This is a genomic window from Novosphingobium capsulatum NBRC 12533, from assembly GCF_001598375.1.
Lineage (GTDB): Bacteria > Pseudomonadota > Alphaproteobacteria > Sphingomonadales > Sphingomonadaceae > Novosphingobium > Novosphingobium capsulatum.
The window spans coordinates 98,463-114,757 of record NZ_BCYV01000015.1 but is presented as its reverse complement, the minus strand read 5'-3'; the positions used below and the strand labels follow the sequence as shown (position 1 = coordinate 114,757).

Here is a 16,295-nt window from a genome sequence, read left to right as displayed (position 1 = left end):
TGACCGCCGGCGGGCGGTCTTATCCGCCGTTGGCCACGCGCTGTGTTTCCGTTGCGATGCGCCGCGCGATCGAGGTCCACGAGAAATTGTCCTCGATATGCCGCAACTGTGCGTCGAGCAGGGCCTGGCGGGTGCTGGCGTCCTTGAGGGTGGCAATCCGCGCGGCAAGGCCCGCCTCGTCGCCAGGTTCGAAGATCGCCTCGGCGCCCACCACGCCGGGAATGCCGCCGACATTGGAGCCGAGCGCCGGAGTGCCACAGAACACGGCTTCGGCGCAGACACGGCCGAACTGTTCGCGCCAGTTGGGGGTGGGCACGCTGGGCAGCACGAACAGGTCCAGTGCCGAATAGAAGATTGGCAACTGTTCCTTGTTGAGTGCCGGCAGCAGCACGCCGCCACTGGCGCGCACGGCGTCGGCCACGTCAGGATCGCTTACCGGCCCGCACAGCAGAAGGCTGGCATCGGCACTGGCGGCCGCCCGGGCAAAGTATTCCAGCCCTTTGGGCCGCCAGATCCGCCCGGCATAGCCAGCCAGCAGCTTGCCGGTAAAAGCCTGCGCCGCATCGGGAAACAGCGCGGCTAGGCGCGCGCGTGCCTCTTCCTTGGGCGTGGGGCTGAACGATTGCAGCGACACGCCATTGCCGAGCGGCGCCACGATCCGTTCTGGCCGCGCGCCGCGCGCACGCAGCACGCCGGCGACTTCGGTATTCTTGGGAAATATAATGTCAGCCCGCGCGTAGACCACGCGTTCCATCAGGTTGGCCCCGCTGAAATTGCCCTTCATGTTGATCGCGCTGCTTTCCAGCACGAACGTGCTTTGCCGCTTGAGGCAGGCTGCCAGGAATGCGGTCAGCGAATGCGGCTCTTCGTGAATATAGAGCACCTGCGGCGGATGCGCGCGGATGTAAGACAGCATCCCTGCGCTGACATAGGTCAGCCAATGGCCATGGGCCAGGCTGGGGAACAGCAGCAGCTTGAAATTCTCTTCGGTGACCGGGGCATAGGTCTTGCCCGCAAAAATCTCGGGACCGAGCACGGTCAGATCGAACAGCTTGCCCAGTTCGCGAAAGCGGTCGTGATACAGCTTGTTGCCGGCTTCATGCCAAACGAGAATCATGCTTGGTTTCACGGTCGATCCCACCTTTCCAGCCCCAGCGTCCCAGCCGGCGGATGCCACGAGCCTTTCGCGCGGTTTTCCCGGCGGGCCGTCACCATCCCTTGCGCGTTCATTGCCCTGAATTTTGCTGCGTTGCAACGTATCCGGCTGGATGCGGTTTGCTTTTTTGCCTGCAACAACGAGCAGGCTATGCTGCAACGCAAAATTGAGTGGGGCTCCAGGCCTGTTCCGAATCGGCAGCAAAACAGGGATGCAGCATCTGGCTCCCCCGGCTTTTTACAACTTTGCACGGCGATATCGCGTCGATTAGCGCGCCCGGAGCAAAGCCGCTGGGCGTGATCTGCTGGACTGCACAGGCCGCTTGCCAAATTTGCAGATGCGAAATAGCAGTCAGGCAACAGGCGCGGGCAGGGGCGGTGGCTTGCGCCAGGATCGCGCAGCCGGCGAGTGGACCTTTCCCGCGTTGCATCGTTGTAACGTCATATTGATATGCCGATGCCCGTCGCCATGGGCCAGCACCGTGGCCGCGACGCAATGCCAGTGGAGTGACAAGGACCTATGACGCAGACACTTTCGGTTTCCGCCCTGATGGCCAGTTCGGGCGTTGCGTTCGGTACCAGCGGGGCGCGCGGCCTGGTTACGGCCATGACCGACAAGGTCTGCTTCACCTACACCTGCGCTTTTCTTCAGCATATGGCAGAGGTCGGCCAGTTCGCCCCTGGCGGCGCCGTGGCGATTGCCGGCGATCTGCGGCCCTCTTCCCCCCGCATCATGGCCGCCTGCGCCGCGGCGATCGTGCATATGGGCGGCGAGGTACAGGACTGCGGCTTCGTGCCGTCTCCGGCCGTGGCGCTGCATGGCTTTGCCCAGGGCATTCCTTCGCTGATGGTGACCGGCAGCCACATCCCTGACGACCGCAACGGCATCAAGTTCAACCGCGCCGATGGCGAGGTGCTCAAGCCCGACGAGGCAGCCATCCGCAGCCAGGACGTGGTCGTGCCCGATATCTTCGACGCGGATGACATGCTGCGGCAGGCGCCAGAAGGGCAAGGGGCGATCGACGCGGCGGCGCCCTACGTTGCCCGCTATGTCGATTTCTTCGGGCCCGAGGCGCTCAAGGGTCTGAAGCTCGGGATCTATCAGCATTCTGCGGTTGGCCGCGATCTGCTGGTGGCGATCGTGTCGGGGCTGGGCGGGGACGCCGTGCCTCTCGGCCGGTCGGAACGCTTCATCCCCGTCGATACCGAGGCCGTACGGCCGGAGGACCAGGAGCTTGGCCGGCAATGGGCGGCCGAACGCGGCCTCGATGCGGTTCTTTCGACCGATGGCGATTCCGATCGCCCGCTGCTGGCTGATGAAACCGGCCAGTGGATGCGCGGTGACGTGCTGGGCATCCTCTGTGCGCAGGCGCTCGGCGTTACCGGGGTCGCCACGCCGGTCAGCTCTAACTCCGCGCTGGAACTCTCGGGCCAGTTTGCGGCGATCGCGCGCACGCGGATCGGCTCGCCGTTCGTCATCGCGGCGATGAACGATCTCCTGGCGCAAGGGGCGGTTGCCTGTGGCTATGAAGCCAATGGCGGCTTCATCCTGGGTAGCCCGATCTTGGCCCATGGCCGCACGCTGGGCGCCCTGCCTACGCGCGACGCTGTCTTGCCGATGGTGGCGGTGCTGGTCGATGCGCGAGCCAAGGGCCTTGCGCTTACGGCCCTGCAAGCCACGCTGCCCGCCCGCTTTACCTTCAGCGAGCGTTTGCAGAACATTCCCACCAGCCAGAGCCAGGCGCTGATTTCCGGGCTGGAAGAAGGCAGCGATGCCGACGTGCTCGTGCGCCTGTCGGAAACCTTTGGCGGCCTCGCCGGGAAGGCGAGCGCGTTCGACAAGACCGACGGCCTGCGCACCACCTTTGCCGAGGGCGACGTGATCCACCTGCGTCCGAGCGGCAATGCGCCGGAACTGCGGGTCTACACCGAAAGCGCCAGCGCCGAGCGGGCCGTCAGCCTGAGCAGCGCAGCGATGCAACTGGTGCAGAAGCTCGCTAGCCAGCAGTGACAGGGCCTGCGGGCCGGCTTTGTGCAGTTGCAGCATAAATGGATTGACTGTGGCCGCGCAAAGCCGAATACTCGCAGCCAACGCTATCGGACCCGAGCATGGCCTGAATGCTGCCAAGAAGCGGTCGGCCATGCTTGGTATGGTTAATGCCATGCTGCGGTCGCATCTGCGGCATTTTCAAGGCCTGATGTGAGTATTGCTGGATGAAAATCGCCGTTTTTGGGCTCGGTTATGTCGGGCTGTCCAATGCTGTCCTGCTGGCACAGCACCATGACGTGGTTGCTGTCGATATTTCTGCGGAACGGGTGGCGCTGGTCAATCAGCGCAAGGCGCCGATCGTGGATGCCGAGCTGGAAGATTTCCTGGCGACGCGTCCGCTTCGCCTCACGGCCACGGTCGATGCGGCCGAGGCGCTCGATGGTGTCGACTATGTCATTGTCGCCACACCGACCAATTACGATGCTGACACCAACAAGTTCGATACCTCCTCGGTAGAGGAAGTGATCAAGATGGTGCGCGATGCCAATCCGGCCGCGGTGATCGTGATCAAGTCCACCATCCCGGTTGGCTTCGTCAACGAGGTGCGCGCCCGGTTGGGAACCGACCAGGTTATCTTCAGCCCGGAATTCCTGCGCGAAGGCCGCGCGCTGTACGACAATCTCCACCCCTCGCGTATCATCGTGGGCGAGGAATCCGAGCGCGCCCGGGTCTTTGCCGAGCTGCTGCGCGAAGGCGCGGTAAAAAAGGACGTTGAAGTACTGTTCACCGGCCCGCGCGAGGCCGAGGCGATCAAGCTGTTCGCCAACACCTATCTCGCCATGCGCGTGGCGTTCTTCAACGAACTCGACAGCTATGCCATCGCCGGCGACATGGATACGCGGCAGATCATTCGCGGCGTCGGCCTCGATCCGCGCATCGGGCTGCATTACAACAACCCCAGCTTTGGTTATGGCGGCTATTGCCTGCCCAAGGATACCAAGCAGCTGCTGGCCAACTATTTCGAAGTGCCGCAGAACCTGATCCGCGCGATCGTTGACGCCAATCGCACCCGAAAGGATTTCCTGGCCGACCAGATCATCGCGCGCGGGCCGCGCAAGGTGGGCGTGTTCCGCCTGGTGATGAAGGCTGGGTCCGACAATTTCCGCCAATCCTCGATCCAGGGGATCATGAAGCGGATCAAGGCCAAGGGCATTGAAGTGGTGATCTATGAACCGGCCCTGCCGCAGGACCAGTTCTTTGGTTCGCGCGTGGTGCGTGATCTTGCTGCGTTTAAGGCCGAATGCGACGTGATCATCGCCAACCGCATGACCGCACAGATCGAGGACGTGAAGGACAAGGTCTTCACCCGTGACCTGTTCGGTTCGGACTGAGCAGGAGCGTGGCCTGTTGCAGGGGGGAAGCATGACCACATCGAGCATGGCTGGGCAGCGCGATGCCATCCTGTTTTCCCGCTATGGGCTGGCATTCGATTGCGCCACCCTGGACCAGCTGGTCGAGCGCGCGCTGCAGCAGGCCGCTACGCCGCAGCTCTATTGCACCTGCAACGTCAACCACTTGCGCCTGCTGCAAACCAACGCCCTGTTTCAGGAGGCCTATGGCAAGGCGGCGGTTGTGACCGTCGATGGCCGGCCCATCCGCATGCTGGTGCGTCTGCAGACGCGGCACGACGTGCCGGTGGTGACCGGTGCCGATCTGTTTCCCGCGCTGCTCGACAAGTTGCGCCCGGGGATCGATCGGCCGTTCTTCGTCGCCAGCGCGCCAGAAGCGGCGCAGGCCCTGGCGGCACAACTGGTGGCGCGTGGATTTGCTGCCGATGCCATCGGCCAGGATAGCCCACCCTACGGCTTTGAGCGTGACGCGGCGTATAGTGCCAACCTGGTGGCGCAGATCGCCGCGCTGGGTACCACGCATCTGTTCATGGGCGTGGGGGCGCCCAAATCGGAACTGTGGGTGGCCCGCCATTTTGCCGAACTACCCCCGGCGCACATCTTCTGCGTGGGCGCCGCGCTCGATTTCTCGTCGCAGCGCAAGTCGCGCGCGCCGCGCTGGGTGCAACGCATGAGCCTGGAATGGCTGCATCGCATGCTCAGCGAGCCGCGCCGCCTGGTGCCGCGCTATGCCGGCGACGCTCTGTTCCTTGCCGGCATCCTGGCGGGCCGGCGGCTGGCTCCGATCGTACCGCCGCGCACCTGACCCGCCGATTGCGGGCTCACGCCAATTCGGCGACAATCCCCGTCGCCGCGGCCGTATCGGCGTCGGGCTCGGTATCGGGGCGGGGCATGGCCAGGGGTTGCGTTGCCTGGCGATAGGGCACCAGCAGCATTGCAGCAGCCACGGCGGCCAGCGAGGCCAGCGCCATCGAGCGGAACGGGAAATCGTCGAGGCCGTGCGCGCCCAGGATCACCAGCACGCCGCACGCGAACACTGCCTGCGCCCGCGAGAGCAGCGTGGCCTGGTCACTGCGTTCGGCAACGATGCGCCGCCACAGCAGCCAGATCAGCAGACCCAGCAGCGCCGCCAGCACGACAAGGCCGGGCAGGCCGCCCTCGGAGCGTCCATTCCAGCCAATCGTTGTGTGCGCGGCCGGCAAAGGTGTTGGTCACCACTTCCAGGCGCTCATGCGCGTTGAAGATCGGTGGGAAGCTGCCCACACCGCTGCCAGCTGGCCAGATCGTGCCGATTGCCTCGACCGTGTCTTTCCAGATGTCGGATCGCGCGTCCTTGAGGTTTGAAAAACGAGCGAGAATGCGGTCGATCGATCGAAGGCCGCTAAGCAGCGCCAAGGCGGCAACCGCAGCGCCGCCGAGCAGCATCAGCCAGAGCCGGCCTGCCGACATATGCTGGCGCATGACTGGCCACAGCATGGCCAGGCAACCAATCACGGCCACCGGCAAGAGCACGATGCCGGTACGCGAACCGGTCAGCAGCGCGGTAATAGCCAGGATGGCTGCGGTAAGGCCCGTGGCGCACCAGAACGCCGTGCGGTTGCGCACCTTGTCGACCCACCCGCAAGCCAGCACGCCGGCAGCGAGCAGGGCAATCGCCAGCACGTCTGCCTCGGCATTGTGGTTGGCCTGGAAGCCGACGATGACGCCGGTGTGCGAATAGGCGTAGAGCGTCCAGTTGTGGCCGCCGGCCCGCGAAATCTGCAAGGTGCCAAGCGGGATCGACAGCAGCGCGAACAGCACGATCGTGGCGCAGATCCACATCCTGCCAGCCAGATCGGTACGGCTGACGACCAAGAGGAGCACTAGCGGGATAACCGTTGCCAGCAGCGAAATGAACGTGCGGCCGGGAGCCATGCTCCACGGCATCCAGCGGTCGGCCGCGCCGATCAGGCTGAGCGCTGCCACTTCTACGTCGCGGCCGGGCAGGGCATGCCACAGCGACGGGGGCAGGGGGATCAGCTGCGCAACCGGAATGACGATGACCAGCGCCGCAATGGCCCAGGCAGATCTGGGCACGGGCCCCAGCCCGGTCTGTAGGCGGGGCCAGAGCAGTTGCAGCGCGATCGTGAGCGCCACGATCACCTGCAGCGCCGTTTCGGAGTCAGGGTTGGTGGTGCCACCCCCACCCAGGAACAGCGCAGCGACAAGCGCACCGATGATCACCAGGACGCCGGTCTGCGGCAGGCCCACATGCGTCAGGCGATAGCGCGGCGGCATCAGCGCCGGTGCCTTGCTTTCCCCGCGATGCCGCGAGCGGCGGCGGCGGCCGCGCTGGCCGGAGATGTCGGCATTGGCGGTGGTCAAGGGATTGGATGAGGAGGAGCGGCGCCGGCGCGACGATCGCCGGGAAGAATTGTCGATGCCGTCGGAAGGTGCGCTGTTCGCCAAGGTGCCACTCGTCGCTATGTCATGCCGGCGCGGTGCATACCGGCAAAGAGGCTTTTGCCAAGGCGTAACGACCTACCTCGCTGGCCGCCTCAGGTCAAAAAAAAGGACCTGCAAGCCAGAGGCCTGCAGGTCCTTTTTCTAACTGTCCGTCGGCGATCAGGAACCGGTCGAAACGGTCGGAGTCGGATTGTTATCCTTCTTGACGATTTCGTAGGTGCCAACGCCGAAAGCGGCGAGGGCAGCGAGGCCCACGACAACGCCATCAACGTCCTTGGCCTGACCGGCAACCGGAGCCGACGAGCGGGCCAGCTTCTTGGCGGTCACGGCGGCAACCGGGGCGACCGGGCGGGTGGCGGCGGCCTGTGCGGTTCCAGCTACGAGCATGCTCGCAACGGCGCCGATGGCGGCGATCTTCATGATGTTCATGGTCTCAACTCCAGAATCGGCTTACCCTGCCGTTCTAGTGTATCTACGTATTTCGGGCAAGATTTTATTTTGCAGTGCCGCAAAGTGTGCGTTCCCAGCGGCATGATGATGCAGGCAGCAAGCGCTTGCTGCCCGTGCCTGATACCAGAAAAGCACAATTGGCGTACTATTCGCCAACGTCTTTACATGCCGCCAGGGCGCCAGAAGGGTGCCGCAATCCCGCCTTGCAAGTTTCCGAACACCCACCAAAAAGCCCGCCGTAAGTGAATACGGCGGGCCTTGAAGCACCAATCGAAAGGAAGCGATCAGACGCCCGGCGAAATCGGAACCGGGCTGTCCTTCTTCTTCACGCCGATAACCACGGCGGTGGCAACGATCGGCACGGCCACGAGCAAGCCCAGCAGAGTGTCGGCATCGTTGCTGGTGGTGGCCACGTTCTGCGCGCTGCGCTTGAGCAGCTTGGCGCGCACGGGCTGGACCGAAGCCGGCGAGGCAGCGCGGACGCTTTCCGCGTAAGCGGGCGCGGTGAGGAGGATGGAACTGGCAACCAGGGTGCCAACAATGCCGGAGAGCTTCATAAGTACCCCTATGTGAAAAATACTATGTAAAAATACCGTAATCTGGCCACACCCGCAAGAACCTTATTTGCGCTGCAGCATTTCCCGAGCGTTGGCAAAAACGCCATGGTTTTGAATTGGTTCCAACGCTTCTGGGCATTTTGCCCCGTCCACGTGGATAATTTGACGTTAAAAAACGACGCGCAGGCGCGAATCGCCTGGCGCATGGCGTGATGACGTGTCTGCTAAAGTTACCCTGCCGCCAGGGTTTGGTGCCCGACGTGATTTTGCAACTGCGAGAACACACCCGCTTTTCTGATGCGGGTAACCAGCCGGGAAGGGGTGACCTCAACGGTGCCGATCGCCGTTGCTTTGCTTCGATACAAAGATTGGCTTTGCTGAGAAGCGAGTGTCAGGGTGCCGCTTGGCAGCTTCCTGGCAACCGTGGCGTTGTGGAATGTGTCCGCGCCGCCTAAGGTCACGACCACGTGACGAGGGGAAATGCGCGATGCACGGCCGAGTAGCATGGATTGATTGTGCCCGGGGGATCGGCATAATATTGGTGGTTGCCGGGCATGTGATGACTTACGTTGGCAATATCCCTGTCAGCTATGCAATATTTACCTTCCACATGCCGTTTTTCGTCTTCTTGACGTCAATGGTAATGAAAGACCAGCCTTGGCAGGAAATCGCCCGTAGCCGCGCGCATACGTTCCTTGTTCCCTACCTCACCTACCTTATACTGGTCGGTAGCCCGTATGCCCTGAAGACCTTCCACAAATCGCCTCATGAAGGCATGGAATTCGTGAAAAACCTGGTGCTGGGCGGAAACTATCTCGCCGGCGTGGTTGGCCCGTTCTGGTATCTGACCGCCGCCTACATCGCCCTGGTCATCTACATGATGTTCAAAAACGGCCTCGGGGCAGAGCGCTCCTGGAAATTCTTCGGCGCTTTCGTGGTAGTGTTCGCCATCGCGCAGGGTATTTCCAGCCTGCCTGTTGCCGGGCCTTTGCCGCTCGGCCTGCTTTCTGTGCCCGCCGTGCTGCTGTTCATCTGGATCGGGCGGGTCATGCCATGGACCAGCCAGGCCCGGTTGCTCACGATCCTGTCGCTGCTGGTGATTCTTGCCGCGGCGGCGGTTGATCAAATGACGGCGCACCAGAACTTTGCGTTGGATCTCAAGCAGGGCCAATTGGGCTTGCCGGTCTTCGGCATTATGCTGGCAATCGCCGGCAGTCAGCTTGTTTTTGTGCTGGCCCGGGGGATCGCGCGCGTCGATGTGTTGTTGACCGGCTTTGCAACCATTGGACGGCTGACCTTGCCGATCCTTTTCCTGCACCAGGCAGTTCATTTCGCGCTGAACGCGGCGGGATTGCAGAACCAGTTTGCTGTGACGCTGCTGGCTGTAGCGGTGCCAGTGGCCTTTGCGCTCGTCGCGCAGCGGGTCGTGCCGTGGGCGTGCCCCTATCTGGGCGTTCCGCGACTTAAGGCGGCGGCTGTCTCAGTAAGCTGAGTTTTGCGGCGGCAGATGCGCAATGCGGCGCATCTGCCTGGGGGTATGAGCCTCAGAACGCCCGGTCGTGGATCAGCACGGTGAACGTAGCGAACATGATCTGGACATCGCGCCAGATCGTCCAGCCATCAAGGTACTCCAGATCGGCCTGCAAGCGGCCTGACAGATCGGCTTCGGTGTCGGTGGCGCCGCGAAAGCCGCGAACCTGGGCGAGGCCGGTCAGGCCGGGCTTGAGCGAGTGGCGCTGGTTGTAGCGCGGATCGACTTCCCAGAAGCGCTTGGTGCCGGCCAGCGAGCCCAGCGCGTGCGGGCGTGGGCCGACGATGCTCATGTCGCCGCGCAGCACATTGAGCAATTGGGGAAGTTCATCGATGCTGGTGCGGCGGATCAGGCGGCCGATGCGGGTGATCCGATCATCGTCCTTGCTGGCCGAGCGGGCACCGGCCGAATCGAGCTGCGCCACGCGCATCGAGCGAAACTTGTAGATCCAGAACAGCCGGTTGTTGCGGCCCTGGCGCTGTTGCTTGAAAAAGATCGGGCCGCGATCTTCGAGATAGACCAGCAAGGCCACGGTCAACAGCAGCGGCGCGAGGAACATGACCGCCGACCCAGCAATGGCCAGGTCCATTGCGCGCTTGGCCGCGCGGCCGCGCATGCCTAGCGGCCCGGCCGAGACCACCAGCGAGCCGGTATCGTTGACCCGGCGCGCGCCAAGCACGCCCATCGCCACCACCGTTTCATCGATCAATTCGCCGGTGATGTTGGCGCCCTTGAGCACCATGGCCCATTCCATCTGCCGCTCCGGCGGGCAGCTGACCAGCACGCGATCCATGTTGGTCATGAACATGGCGAGGCGGTCGAGCATGTGCGGATCGTTGCGATTGGGCACCAGGCGGTGCTGACGGGCATCGATATGCCAGGCGTGGGGAATGCGCACCGGCAGCCCGCCATCATCGAGGATGAGAACGTTCTGCGCCGTGGGGCCGCACATCTTGCGGATCAGCGGCTGCACCGCGGTACGCGCCAGGATCAACGTGATGGCGCAGGCCAGGAAACTGGCGCCGGTCGACACGCGCGAGATCTGGTCGGAAACCTTGGCGAAAAAGGCGATGAAGATCAGCATCGTGAAGGCGGCGAGCAGCGAGGCAAAGGCCCGATGCCGGCTGAAGCGCGACGATGTGAGTGCGGATAGCGAGTAGGCGTTGAAGGCCAGTGCGGCGATCACGTAGAACGGCACCAGCAACGCCAATTGCCGCAGCTGCGAAGCAGGCGTCATGCCATATTGCGCTTCGCTGGCGCCCAGCATGGCGACGATGATCATCAGCACGTCGAGCAGGATCAGCATCATGTAGCACTGCAGGCGGCGATGTTCGAGCGAAGCGGCAAGCGGTAGCTTGAGGCGCGCGGCGCTAGTCGAACGCTGCTCACTCTGCTTGGCTTGGGCCGTCTGGGCCGGGAGATCTAGCGTGGTCATTGCCGCTCTCACTGTCCTTCGATGCCGGTGCCGCAATGAAGCAGCCTTCGTTTTAGGGCGCAGGTAAGGCGAATCGTGCCCCATCCGGTCGACTTGTGGCCGCCGCTGCGCCCGAACAGGTCTTTGTTGCGCTGCAATATCTACATGCTTGCCCCATAATGGCAAGTATCTATGCTTAGCATGGTTCCGCAGCATGCACTACGGCAGCGATCGGCCGTGCCTAGCGTGCTGCAGCCCGCGCAATTTCCGCCAGGGCCTGCCAAAGTGCCAGATCGGCGTTGCGGCTATCGGCCAACAAACTGCGATGTAACGAAATAAGTCGTTGCAGAAGTCGCTCCAGGCGGCGGCCCCGCCAGCGCTTGAGCTGATTTGCCAGATCGGGCTTGTCCCGAAAGAAGACTCGCCGCGCAGCCATTTCCTGCTCCAGGAAACTATTGATATCGCTGCGACTTCCCATGCGCCCGGCAAGTTGCGCCAATTGTGCGGCCCGTCGTTCGAACGCAAGCAGCAAACCGACGGGGTTAATTCCCATTTCCCGCGCACGCGCCAGTTCGGAGCCGATTCGGCGGCTGTCGCCAGACAGCACCGCATTGACCACCGGCATCATGCCATCGTCTTCGGTCGATGCGCCGATGGCATCAAGCGCGGCGGCGTCGGCCGTGCGCGGCGATTGCGGGCTGGCATCGAGATAGAGCGCAAGCTTTTCCACCTCGCTGCGCGCCATCCGGGTATCGAGCGCGGTGGCGCGGGCGATGCGCTCGGCGAGGTCTCCGGTCATGCGCAAGCCGGCCGCGCCGGCCATGTCGCGCACGGCATCGACGACCGAACGCAGATCGGGCGGATGGAACATGCCGACCAGGGCATCACCGCGATCGCCCAGCAACTTGGCCACGCGTGACTTGTCGGTGGCCGCGCTGGCAACGATCAGCACCGGCCAGCCGTCTACCGGACTAGCCAGCAGGGTTTCGACGGCATCGAACACTTCATCGCCGGCGGTGCGTACATGGATCTGGCGGCGGTCACCAAACAGGGAAACCGAGCGCGCTTCGTCGGCCAGGCGTACAGGATCGCGGCGCAGTTCCGCCCCGGCCAGTTCCACCCGCTCCGCCTCGCCCAGGAGGCCGGCGATGCGAGTGGCAGCATCGGCTGCCCCGGCTTCGTCGGGGCCGCAGAAATAGAAAATCCGGCAATCCTGCGCGGCGCGGGCAGCCGCGCCGGCAAAGGTCTTTTGCGTAACCTTCACGGCGATCGGCCTATTGGCCGGGGGCAGGAGAGGGCGAAGGCGCGGGGGCGGCAGGCACGGCGACAGGCGCAGTGCCCTGGGTCTTTTCGCGCAGCCGGGTGGCGACGCGGGTGATGATCTGGTCGGCAATCTCGCGCGAGAGGTTTTCCTGCGCGGTCTGTTCTGCCGCGATCACGGAATACTCGCTCGATACCACGTCAAGCCCGGCGTCGGCCGATGCCGTGGCATCGAGCACGATTGCCCCGTTGCCCAGATCGACCAGCTGATAGCGCGCACGCATGGTGCGCCTCTCGCGCGTGATGGTGTCGTCCGACAGCTGGCCCAGGCCCTGAAGCTTTTCGTCAAGGCGCACGTCGAGGCGGTACTGCGGCTGCTTGCCCCCGCTGCCCAGCCGGTCGGTGAGGGCGTGGCGCACCAGCCAGCCAGACTTGCCGGCGATCGGCGCCACGTCCACCGCAGACACCGCCCGTGCCACGGCGCCCGATCCGCCGCCGGCATACATCGGCTGCAACCCGCAGCCGGCCAGCGGCAGACAGAACAAGGCCAAACAGAGCGTGATGCGGGACTTAGACAACAAGGTTCACCAATCGATCGGGCACCACGATCACCTTCTTCACAGCTGCCCCGTCGAGTGCACGCTGCACCTTGTCGGATGCCAGCGCAAGGGCTTCCAGTTCCTCGCGCGCGGTACCCTTGGCGACGGTCAGCGTATCACGCAGCTTCCCCTTGACCTGAACGGCGACGGTCACTTCGTCGTCGACCAGCAGGGCCGGATCGACCGTCGGCCAGGCGGCGTCGGCCACCAGGCCGCTGCCGTGCGTGGCAAAGGCTTCTTCGGCCAGATGCGGCATCATCGGCGCCACCAGCAGCAGCAGCGTGCGGATCGCCTGGGTGCGGCTGGCCGAGGGCGCGGCCTTTTCGGTGGCGCCGGTCAGCTCATAGATGCGCGCAACGGCCTTGTTGAAGCCGAGTGCCTCGATATCCAGCGCGACGGCATGCACCGTCTGGTGAACCTTGCGATCGAGCGCCTTGTCCTCGCCCGTGGCGCTGGCATCGGCCTGGGCAAACAGGCGCCACAACCGCTGCACGAAGCGCGCGCAGCCCTCGATCCCGGCTTCCGACCAAGGCAGGTCACGCTCGGGCGGGCTGTCTGACAGCATGAACCAGCGGATCGCGTCGGCGCCATAGCGGGCCACGATATCGTCGGGGTCCACCACGTTCTTCTTGGACTTCGACATCTTGATGACGCGGCCGATTTCCACCGGCTGGCCATCGGCCTTGAGCGTTGCCCCGTCGCCGGTGCGCTCCACCTCGCCCGGTGCGTACCAGATCGGCTGGCCATTGGCGGGATCGACGCGCGAATAGGTCTCGTGCGTGACCATGCCTTGGGTAAACAGGCTGCCGAACGGCTCGGTCACCTCGATCTTGCCGATGCGGGCGAGGGCGCGCGTCCAGAACCGGGCATAGAGCAGGTGCAGAATCGCATGCTCGATGCCGCCGATATACTGTTCCACCGGCAGCCACTGCTTGATCACGTCGGGATCGAACGGGCGATCGGCCGGCTGGCTGGCAAAGCGCAGGAAATACCACGAACTGTCGACGAAGGTGTCGAGTGTGTCGGTCTCGCGCCGCGCGGCGTGGCCGCACTGCGGGCAGGGCACATGCTTCCAGGTGGGATGGCGGTCAAGCGGATTGCCCGGCACCGAGAAATCCACGTCTTCGGGCAGGGTGACCGGCAGCTGCTTCTTGGGCACCGGCACCACGCCGCACACTTCGCAGTGCACGAACGGGATCGGCGTGCCCCAATAGCGCTGGCGGCTCACGCCCCAATCACGCAAGCGCCAAACAGTCTGGCCCTGGCCCCAGCCTTCGCCCTGGGCGCGGTCGATCACGGCCTTCTTGGCCTGCGCCACGCTCATCCCGTCGAGGAACTGCGAGTTGACCAGCACGCCATCGCCGGCCTCGGCTTCGGCGCCAAACGGCTTGTCGGCGTCGGCGGGATCGGTGGCGACCACGCGCAGGATCGGCAGGCCATACTTGGTGGCGAAGTCGAAGTCGCGCTGGTCGTGCCCGGGCACGGCCATGATCGCGCCGGTGCCATAGTCCATCAGCACAAAGTTGGCGATGTAGACCGGCAGCGCCGCCCCGGTGAGCGGATGGCGCGCGGTGATGCCGGTGTCAAAGCCCAGCTTTTCCGCCGTTTCCAGCTCGGCCGCCGTGGTGCCGCCCTGCTTGCACAGCGCGATGAAATCCTGCGCGGCGGGATTGCCGGTGGCCACACCCTGCGCCACCGGGTGATCGGCGGCCACGGCGACGAAGCTGGCGCCAAAGATCGTGTCGGGGCGGGTGGTATAGACCTCCAGGCTGTCGCCGTTCGACAGGTCGAACGCGAATTGCAGGCCCTGGCTCTTGCCGATCCAGTTTTCCTGCATCAGCCGCACCTTTTCCGGCCACTTGTCGAGGGTGGACAGCCCTTCGAGCAGTTCGTCGGCGAAGTCCGTAATCTTCAGGAACCACTGGTTGAGCTTGCGCTTTTCGACCAGCGCGCCGCTGCGCCAGCCGCGCCCGTCGATCACCTGCTCGTTGGCGAGCACGGTGTGGTCGATCGGGTCCCAGTTGACCGCCGATTCCTTGCGATAGACCAGGCCTGCCGCATAGAGATCGAGGAACAGGGCCTGTTCATGCCCGTAATATTCCGGCTCGCACGTGGCGATTTCGCGGCTCCAGTCGAGCGCGAAGCCCAGGCGCTTCAATTGCGCCTTCATGTTGGCGATGTTTTCGCGCGTCCAGCCGCCCGGATGCACGCCCTTTTCCATGGCGGCGTTTTCCGCCGGCATGCCGAATGCGTCCCAGCCCATGGGATGCAAGACTTCGTGCCCGATCATGCGCTTGTAGCGCGCCAGCACGTCACCCATGGTATAGTTGCGCACGTGGCCGATGTGGATGCGCCCCGACGGATAGGGGAACATCTCGAGCACATAGCTGCGCGGCTTCGCGCTCGTATCGTCGGCGCGGAAGGACTGGGCATCGTCCCACGCCTTCTGCCAGCGCAGATCGGCGGTTGCGGAATCGAAACGGGTGGGTTCTGAAGACGGGGCGGAAGTCATGGCGCGCTCTTTAGGAAGCGGCACGCCTTATCGCAAGCGCGTGCCGCTGCCGGGCGTGCCACCGTTTCGGTCGATACGGGTGGGGTCGGTCAGTTGATGCCCGAAGGCAGCGCCTGGCGGCGCAGGTCGCGCGCCTTGGTCAGGATGACGTCTTCCAGCTTCTGGACGGTGGCGGCCTGGACCGGCGCATCGACCCACACACCGTTCTGGGAGACCTGGCGGCTCGCCGCGACGCGCAGAGCGTCGGCGCGCAGATCCTGGTCGAGGATCGACACGGTCACCTTGATGCGTTCGCCCGGGTTGCGTGGGCTGGTGTACCAATCGGTGACAATCACGCCGCCGTTGCTGTCGGTCTGCAGCAGCGGCATGAACGACAGCGAATCGAGGGTGGCGCGCCACAGGTAGGCATTCACGCCGATCGTGGTCACTTTGCTGGACGCCATATCGGTACGCATGCGCTCGAGCTTGCCGAGCTTCTTGTGGCCATGGCTTGCGCAGCCGGCAATCGCCACGGCCAGGATGCCGACGGCAAGCGCGCGGCCGATCGTCCGGCTGGCGCCACGGATCTGGCCGGCGGCATCAGCCGGTGCAGTGGCAGGGGCCGCGGTGGTGTTGTGGCGGGCGATGGCGCTGATCGTCACGTCAATCCTGTCCTGTCTGGCGCAGCGGCGGTCATCCCCGCGGCGATGATAAAACCGTGCTGGCGCACGGCAGAGAAAAATTTTCCGTGGCCTCGCACGGTTGCTTTGGCCACGCCTCTATCACCCTGGTACGCTGCCCGGCAAGCCGCGTTGCCAGGACACGCGCATTGTTTCATCTGAGCTGGCAAATCCCCGGCGTACAAGGGCGTGGAGCACTGACGGTTGAAGCGGTTGCGGCGGTGAACGCGTGGTGAATGACCGGGCAACCAAAACCGATTGCAGCAAGTGTGGGTGGATGCACTTTGGCCCGCAATCCGGGGCATTTGGGCAGG

At 64.2% G+C, this 16,295-nt stretch carries 15 protein-coding genes; 4 read left to right on the top strand and 11 right to left on the bottom strand.

From position 1 onward, the window contains the following. Positions 1-19: 19 nt before the first annotated feature. Complete coding sequence (locus tag SCA01S_RS15125) at positions 20-1,117, bottom strand: glycosyltransferase family 4 protein (RefSeq protein ID WP_062787033.1); 1,098 nt, start codon at positions 1,115-1,117, stop codon at positions 20-22. Between the two features lie 558 nt (positions 1,118-1,675). Between SCA01S_RS15125 and SCA01S_RS15120 the strand changes: the two genes are divergently transcribed. From SCA01S_RS15120 to SCA01S_RS15110, 3 genes are all read left to right on the top strand, one after another. After that, positions 1,676-3,166 (top strand): phosphomannomutase, encoded by a 1,491-nt coding sequence (locus SCA01S_RS15120; protein ID WP_062787030.1) that lies wholly within the window; start codon positions 1,676-1,678, stop codon positions 3,164-3,166. A 203-nt stretch (positions 3,167-3,369) separates the two neighbouring features. Beyond that, the gene (locus SCA01S_RS15115) at positions 3,370-4,536 is read left to right on the top strand and encodes a nucleotide sugar dehydrogenase (RefSeq protein WP_062787028.1); all 1,167 of its coding nucleotides are present in this window, start codon (positions 3,370-3,372) and stop codon (positions 4,534-4,536) included. Positions 4,537-4,567: 31 nt separating this feature from the next. Next, the gene (locus SCA01S_RS15110) at positions 4,568-5,359 is read left to right on the top strand and encodes a WecB/TagA/CpsF family glycosyltransferase (protein WP_084391034.1); all 792 of its coding nucleotides are present in this window, start codon (positions 4,568-4,570) and stop codon (positions 5,357-5,359) included. 16 nt (positions 5,360-5,375) lie between these two features. On the opposite strand, the gene SCA01S_RS15105 is transcribed toward SCA01S_RS15110, so the two are convergent. The 5 genes from SCA01S_RS15105 to SCA01S_RS22600 all read right to left on the bottom strand — a co-directional run bounded on the left by SCA01S_RS15105 (position 5,376) and on the right by SCA01S_RS22600 (position 8,512). Beyond that, entirely contained in the window at positions 5,376-5,690 is a 315-nt protein-coding gene (locus SCA01S_RS15105) for a hypothetical protein (RefSeq protein WP_062787023.1), read from the bottom strand. Then, entirely contained in the window at positions 5,623-6,918 is a 1,296-nt protein-coding gene (locus SCA01S_RS15100; protein WP_062787020.1) for an O-antigen ligase family protein, read from the bottom strand. The genes SCA01S_RS15105 and SCA01S_RS15100 overlap by 68 nt, the downstream gene beginning before the upstream one ends. A 240-nt stretch (positions 6,919-7,158) precedes the next feature. Then, positions 7,159-7,428, bottom strand: coding sequence for a hypothetical protein (locus SCA01S_RS15095; protein WP_062787018.1), 270 nt, complete (start codon positions 7,426-7,428; stop codon positions 7,159-7,161). A gap of 305 nt (positions 7,429-7,733) precedes the next feature. Further along, a complete protein-coding gene (locus SCA01S_RS15090; protein WP_062787015.1) occupies positions 7,734-8,006 on the bottom strand; it encodes a hypothetical protein in 273 nt (90 codons plus the stop codon). Positions 8,007-8,236: 230 nt separating this feature from the next. Beyond that, entirely contained in the window at positions 8,237-8,512 is a 276-nt protein-coding gene (locus SCA01S_RS22600; protein WP_167542912.1) for a hypothetical protein, read from the bottom strand. Positions 8,513-8,565: 53 nt separating this feature from the next. Between SCA01S_RS22600 and SCA01S_RS15085 the strand changes: the two genes are divergently transcribed. Further along, entirely contained in the window at positions 8,566-9,498 is a 933-nt protein-coding gene (locus SCA01S_RS15085) for an acyltransferase family protein (RefSeq protein ID WP_245652651.1), read from the top strand. Positions 9,499-9,550: 52 nt separating this feature from the next. Here the strand turns inward: SCA01S_RS15085 and SCA01S_RS15080 are convergent, their stop codons facing one another. The 5 genes from SCA01S_RS15080 to SCA01S_RS15060 form a co-directional block, all read right to left on the bottom strand. Beyond that, complete coding sequence (locus tag SCA01S_RS15080; RefSeq protein ID WP_233251058.1) at positions 9,551-10,972, bottom strand: exopolysaccharide biosynthesis polyprenyl glycosylphosphotransferase; 1,422 nt, start codon at positions 10,970-10,972, stop codon at positions 9,551-9,553. Between the two features lie 220 nt (positions 10,973-11,192). Further along, positions 11,193-12,215: a DNA polymerase III subunit delta gene (gene holA / locus SCA01S_RS15075; protein ID WP_062787010.1), complete on the bottom strand. Its 1,023-nt coding sequence runs from the start codon at positions 12,213-12,215 to the stop codon at positions 11,193-11,195. Between the two features lie 10 nt (positions 12,216-12,225). Next, positions 12,226-12,717 carry an LPS assembly lipoprotein LptE gene (gene lptE, locus SCA01S_RS15070; RefSeq protein WP_022676528.1) on the bottom strand — a complete coding sequence of 164 codons (492 nt, stop codon included), beginning with the start codon at positions 12,715-12,717 and terminating at the stop codon, positions 12,226-12,228. 64 nt (positions 12,718-12,781) lie between these two features. After that, positions 12,782-15,322 carry a leucine--tRNA ligase gene (gene leuS, locus SCA01S_RS15065; RefSeq protein ID WP_062787007.1) on the bottom strand — a complete coding sequence of 847 codons (2,541 nt, stop codon included), beginning with the start codon at positions 15,320-15,322 and terminating at the stop codon, positions 12,782-12,784. A gap of 89 nt (positions 15,323-15,411) precedes the next feature. Further along, positions 15,412-15,828, bottom strand: a complete 417-nt coding sequence (locus SCA01S_RS15060; RefSeq protein ID WP_369801301.1) for a DUF3576 domain-containing protein — start codon at positions 15,826-15,828, stop codon at positions 15,412-15,414. Positions 15,829-16,295: the final 467 nt, after the last annotated feature.

Bases quoted from the DNA above. Each gene is read 5' to 3' on its own strand.
- SCA01S_RS15125 (WP_062787033.1), bottom strand. From the start codon at position 1,117: ATGATTCTCGTTTGGCATGAAGCCGGCAACAAGCTGTATCACGACCGC.
- SCA01S_RS15120 (WP_062787030.1), top strand. From the start codon at position 1,676: ATGACGCAGACACTTTCGGTTTCCGCCCTGATGGCCAGTTCGGGCGTT.
- SCA01S_RS15115 (WP_062787028.1), top strand. From the start codon at position 3,370: ATGAAAATCGCCGTTTTTGGGCTCGGTTATGTCGGGCTGTCCAATGCT.
- SCA01S_RS15110 (WP_084391034.1), top strand. From the start codon at position 4,568: ATGACCACATCGAGCATGGCTGGGCAGCGCGATGCCATCCTGTTTTCC.
- SCA01S_RS15095 (WP_062787018.1), bottom strand. From the start codon at position 7,428: ATGAACATCATGAAGATCGCCGCCATCGGCGCCGTTGCGAGCATGCTC.
- SCA01S_RS15090 (WP_062787015.1), bottom strand. From the start codon at position 8,006: ATGAAGCTCTCCGGCATTGTTGGCACCCTGGTTGCCAGTTCCATCCTC.
- SCA01S_RS22600 (WP_167542912.1), bottom strand. From the start codon at position 8,512: ATGCTACTCGGCCGTGCATCGCGCATTTCCCCTCGTCACGTGGTCGTG.
- SCA01S_RS15085 (WP_245652651.1), top strand. From the start codon at position 8,566: ATGACTTACGTTGGCAATATCCCTGTCAGCTATGCAATATTTACCTTC.
- SCA01S_RS15080 (WP_233251058.1), bottom strand. From the start codon at position 10,972: ATGACCACGCTAGATCTCCCGGCCCAGACGGCCCAAGCCAAGCAGAGT.
- lptE (WP_022676528.1), bottom strand. From the start codon at position 12,717: ATGTATGCCGGCGGCGGATCGGGCGCCGTGGCACGGGCGGTGTCTGCG.
- leuS (WP_062787007.1), bottom strand. From the start codon at position 15,322: ATGACTTCCGCCCCGTCTTCAGAACCCACCCGTTTCGATTCCGCAACC.